This window comes from Streptomyces panacea (genome assembly GCF_040560175.1).
Taxonomy (GTDB): domain Bacteria; phylum Actinomycetota; class Actinomycetes; order Streptomycetales; family Streptomycetaceae; genus Streptomyces; species Streptomyces panacea.
The window spans coordinates 1-3639 of the sequence record NZ_JARJHW010000328.1; the positions used below are offsets into that span (position 1 = coordinate 1).

The 3639-nt window shown below is 72.4% G+C and carries 3 protein-coding genes; 1 reads left to right on the forward strand and 2 read right to left on the reverse strand.

The features are described from left to right. Positions 1-50: 50 nt before the first annotated feature. Positions 51-1079, reverse strand: a complete 1029-nt coding sequence (locus P3L51_RS35495; protein WP_354609488.1) for an HAD-IIA family hydrolase — start codon at positions 1077-1079, stop codon at positions 51-53. An 85-nt stretch (positions 1080-1164) separates the two neighbouring features. Here P3L51_RS35495 and P3L51_RS35500 point away from each other — a divergent pair, with 85 nt between their 5' ends. Beyond that, on the forward strand, positions 1165-2517 hold the full coding sequence (locus P3L51_RS35500) for a DUF1015 family protein (protein WP_354609489.1): 1353 nt from the start codon (positions 1165-1167) through the stop codon (positions 2515-2517). Positions 2518-2590: 73 nt separating this feature from the next. On the opposite strand, the gene P3L51_RS35505 is transcribed toward P3L51_RS35500, so the two are convergent. Further along, on the reverse strand, positions 2591-3355 hold the full coding sequence (locus P3L51_RS35505; protein WP_354609490.1) for a tetratricopeptide repeat protein: 765 nt from the start codon (positions 3353-3355) through the stop codon (positions 2591-2593). Between the last annotated feature and the right edge of the window lie 284 nt (positions 3356-3639).

Consider the following 3639-nt stretch of genomic DNA (forward strand, 5'->3'; position numbering starts at 1 on the left):
TCGCGGATCGACGCGTCGCGGATCGACGCGTCGCGGATCGACGCGTCGCGTTACAGCCCGAGCTTCGCCAGGACCTTGCCCGCGTCGAGGGCGCACGCGCCGTCCCCCGCGTGCGTCCAGGCCGCGGCGCACAGCGCCCGCAGCCCGTCCATGGCCGCCCCGTCACCGTCGAGCGCCAGCGCGTCGTCCCGTACGGAGGCGGTCCACCCGCCGCACCCGAACCCGCCGTCCCTGACGTCCACTTCGGGCTGCCCGGTCAGCAACCCCCGCAGATCCGCGTCCACATACGTCGGCCGGTACTTCGGCTCGGCGGCCAACAGCCGCGCCCCGTCCGTCACCCCGGTCAGCACCAGCAGCGAGTCCACGCCGCCGTTGAACGCGCCCTCGATGTCGGTGTCCAGCCGGTCCCCCACGACGATCGGCCGCTTGGCCCCCGTACGCAGCACCGTCTCCCGGTGCATCGGCGGCAGCGGCTTGCCCGCGACCTGCGGATCGGCGCCCGTCGCGATCCGTACGACCTCGACGGCCGCCCCGTTGCCGGGCGCGATACCGCGCGCGCTCGGAATGGTCAGGTCGGTGTTGGACGCGAACCACGGCACACCACGCGCGATGGCGTACCCGGCCTCGGCGAACCGCCCCCAGGCCAGGTCCGGCCCCCCGTAGCCCTGCACCACGGCGGCCGGGTCGTCGTCGGCCGACTCCACCGGCTCAAGTCCCCGCTCCCGCAGGGCGACCCGCAGCCCCTCGCCGCCGATCACCAGCACCCGCGCACCGGCCGGCACCTGCTCGGCGATCAGCCGTGCCACCGCCTGCGCCGACGTGATCACCTCGGCGGGCTCGGCCGGCACCCCCAGCTCCGTCAGATGCGCGGCGACGGCGTCCGGCGTCCGCAGCGCGTTGTTGGTGACGTACGCCAGACGCATCCCGCCGTCCCGGGCCGTGATCAGCGAATCGACGGCGTACTCGATGGCCTCGCCGCCCGCGTACACCACGCCGTCGAGATCCAGCAGAGCCGTGTCGTACGCCTCGTTGAGCGCCGTCGCGCTGCCGTCGGGCCTGGTCCTGCTCGGCTGACTCATCAGTCTCCCGCTCCCTCTTCCGCCCCATGACCGGGCGCTCCTCCCCCGATCATCGCTCATGCCCGCGCCCGCATACGATGCGGAGATGAACACCACAGGACCGGCGGAGAAAGGCCTCCGCCTGATCCCGTTCCGCGGACTGCGCTACGTCCCCGAGCGGGTGGGCAGCCTCGCCGCCGTGACGTCGCCGCCGTACGACGTCGTCGTACGGCCCGACGGACTGCTCCACCTGGAGTCGGCCGACCCGCACAACATCGTCCGGCTGATCCTGCCCCAGGCCGCGACCGCCGCCGACCGGCACCGCCAGGCGGCGAGCACGCTCCTGCGCTGGCTCGCGGAAGGCGTCCTCGCACCGGACGCGGAACCGGCGTTGTACGTGTACGAGCAGCGCAGGGGCGACCTCCTCCAGCGCGGCGTCATCGGGGCCCTGGCCCTGTCCACGCCCGCCGAAGGTGTCGTCCTGCCACACGAGGACGTGATGCCGGACATCGTCGAGGACCGCGCGGCCCTGATGCGGGCGACCGCCACCAATCTGGAGCCGCTGCTCCTCACGTACCGCGGCGAGGACGGCGCGACGGACACGACGACCGGCACCACGACCGGCACGACGACCGGCACGACGACCGGCACGACGGCTGTCATCGAACGCGCCGCGCTGCGCACACCCCTGCTGTCCACGACCACCGAGGACGGCTTCAGCCACCGCCTGTGGTCGGTCACCGACCCCGCCGAACTGGCCGAGATCGAGGACGACCTGGCGGACCGTCAGGCACTCATCGCCGACGGTCACCACCGATGGGCGACCTATCTCCGGCTGCGCGAGGAACACCCGCCCGGCGCGGCCGGACCCTGGGCCTACGGCCTGGTCCTGCTGGTGGACACCGCGCGCCATCCTCTCCAGGTCAAGGCGATCCACCGGCTGCTGCACCGGCTGCCGGTCGCGGACGCCCTGGCGGCGCTGCGGGACGAACCGGGCTCCTTCCGAGTCCGCACGATCGACGGCACACTGCCGGAGGCCGTCGAGGCTCTGGCGGAGGCGGCCACCGCCGACGACGGCACGGCCAACGCCTTCCTGCTGGCGGGCGACGGCCGTTTCCACCTGATCGACCGCCCCGACGCGGAGCTCCTCGCCCGTACGGTGCCGGCCGACCGCCCGCGGGAGTGGCGCGGCCTCGACGCGACCGTGCTGCACTCCACGCTGCTGGACCACATCTGGCAGATCCCGGACGCGCCCGAGTACATCTCGTACATCCACGACACGGAAGCCGTCGTGGAGCAGGCGGAACGCCACGGCAGTACGGCGGTCCTGCTGCACCCGGTACGCGAAGAGGTCGTACGGGAGCTGGCACGTCAGGCGGTCACGATGCCGCGCAAGTCGACGTCGTTCGGCCCGAAGCCGGCGACGGGCCTGGTGTTGCGGAGCCTCGCGGACGGCTGAGAGACGAAAGAGAGACAAAAAAGGGCGGCATCCCCTGGTGGGGATGCCGCCCTTTCGCGGTGCGGTCGTCGGATCAGGACTTGTCGTTCTCCGGCTCCGACTCTTCGTCGGCGACGTCGTCGTCCTCGTCCACGTCGGCGGGAGCTGCCGGGGCCTCGTCGATGAGACCGTCCGTGTCGCCCTCGCCCTCGCCCTCGTCGCCGTCTTCGTCCACGTCGACGAACTGGACGCCGTCCAGAGCCGCGAGGCGGTCCGAGGCGTCCGTGGCGCCGTCCTTGTCGGCTTCCAGTGCCTTGGCGAACCAGTCGCGCGCCTCGTCCTCGCGCCCGGCCGACAGCAGCGCGTCGGCGTACGCGTAACGCAGACGCGCGGTCCACGGCTGTACGGAGTTGGAGCCCAGCTCAGGCCCCTGCAAGGTCACGATGGCGGCGTCGATCTGCCCCATGTCCCGGCGTGCGCCGGCGGCGACCAGCCGCATCTCGACCTGGCCCGCCTTGTCGAGCTTCAGCACCTCGGGCTCACCGGCCATGGTCATGGCCCGCTCGGGACGGCCCAGGCCACGCTCGCAGTCCGCCATGACGGGCCACAGGTCGACGTTGCCCGTCATCCGCCGCGCCGCCCTGAACTCGGCGAGCGCTTCACCGTACTTCTGCGTCGCGTACGCGGCGAAGCCGGCGGCCTCGCGCACGGCGGCGACCCTGGAGGCGAGCCGCAGCGCCACGCGCGAATAGGCGTAGGCCTGGTCGGGGTCCTCGTCGATGAGGTTCGCGACCATGACGAGGTTCTTGGCGACGTCGTCGGCAAGCGTCTTGGGCAGGCTCATCAGCTCCTGCCGCACCGCCTTGTCGATCTCGTCGCCCGTGACGTCCTCGGGAATCGGCAGCCGCTTGATGGGCTCCCGGTCACGGTCACGGTCGTCACGGCGTCCGTACCCACCACGATCGTCACGGTCGTCGCGCCCACGGAACCCGCCACGCTCCCGGTCGTCACGCCGGCCGTAGCTACCGCCGCCGGTGCTGCCGGTCGGACGACCACCGCTGGTGGGCCTGCCGCCACGGTCGTCGTCACGACGCGGACCACTCGGCCGGTCGTCACGACGGAAGGAGGGGCGCTCATCACGAC

What these genes read in the sequence shown, in the direction of transcription:
- P3L51_RS35495 (WP_354609488.1), bottom strand. Translation starts at nt 1,079, where the DNA reads ATGAGTCAGCCGAGCAGGACCAGGCCCGACGGCAGCGCGACGGCGCTC.
- P3L51_RS35500 (WP_354609489.1), top strand. Translation starts at nt 1,165, where the DNA reads ATGAACACCACAGGACCGGCGGAGAAAGGCCTCCGCCTGATCCCGTTC.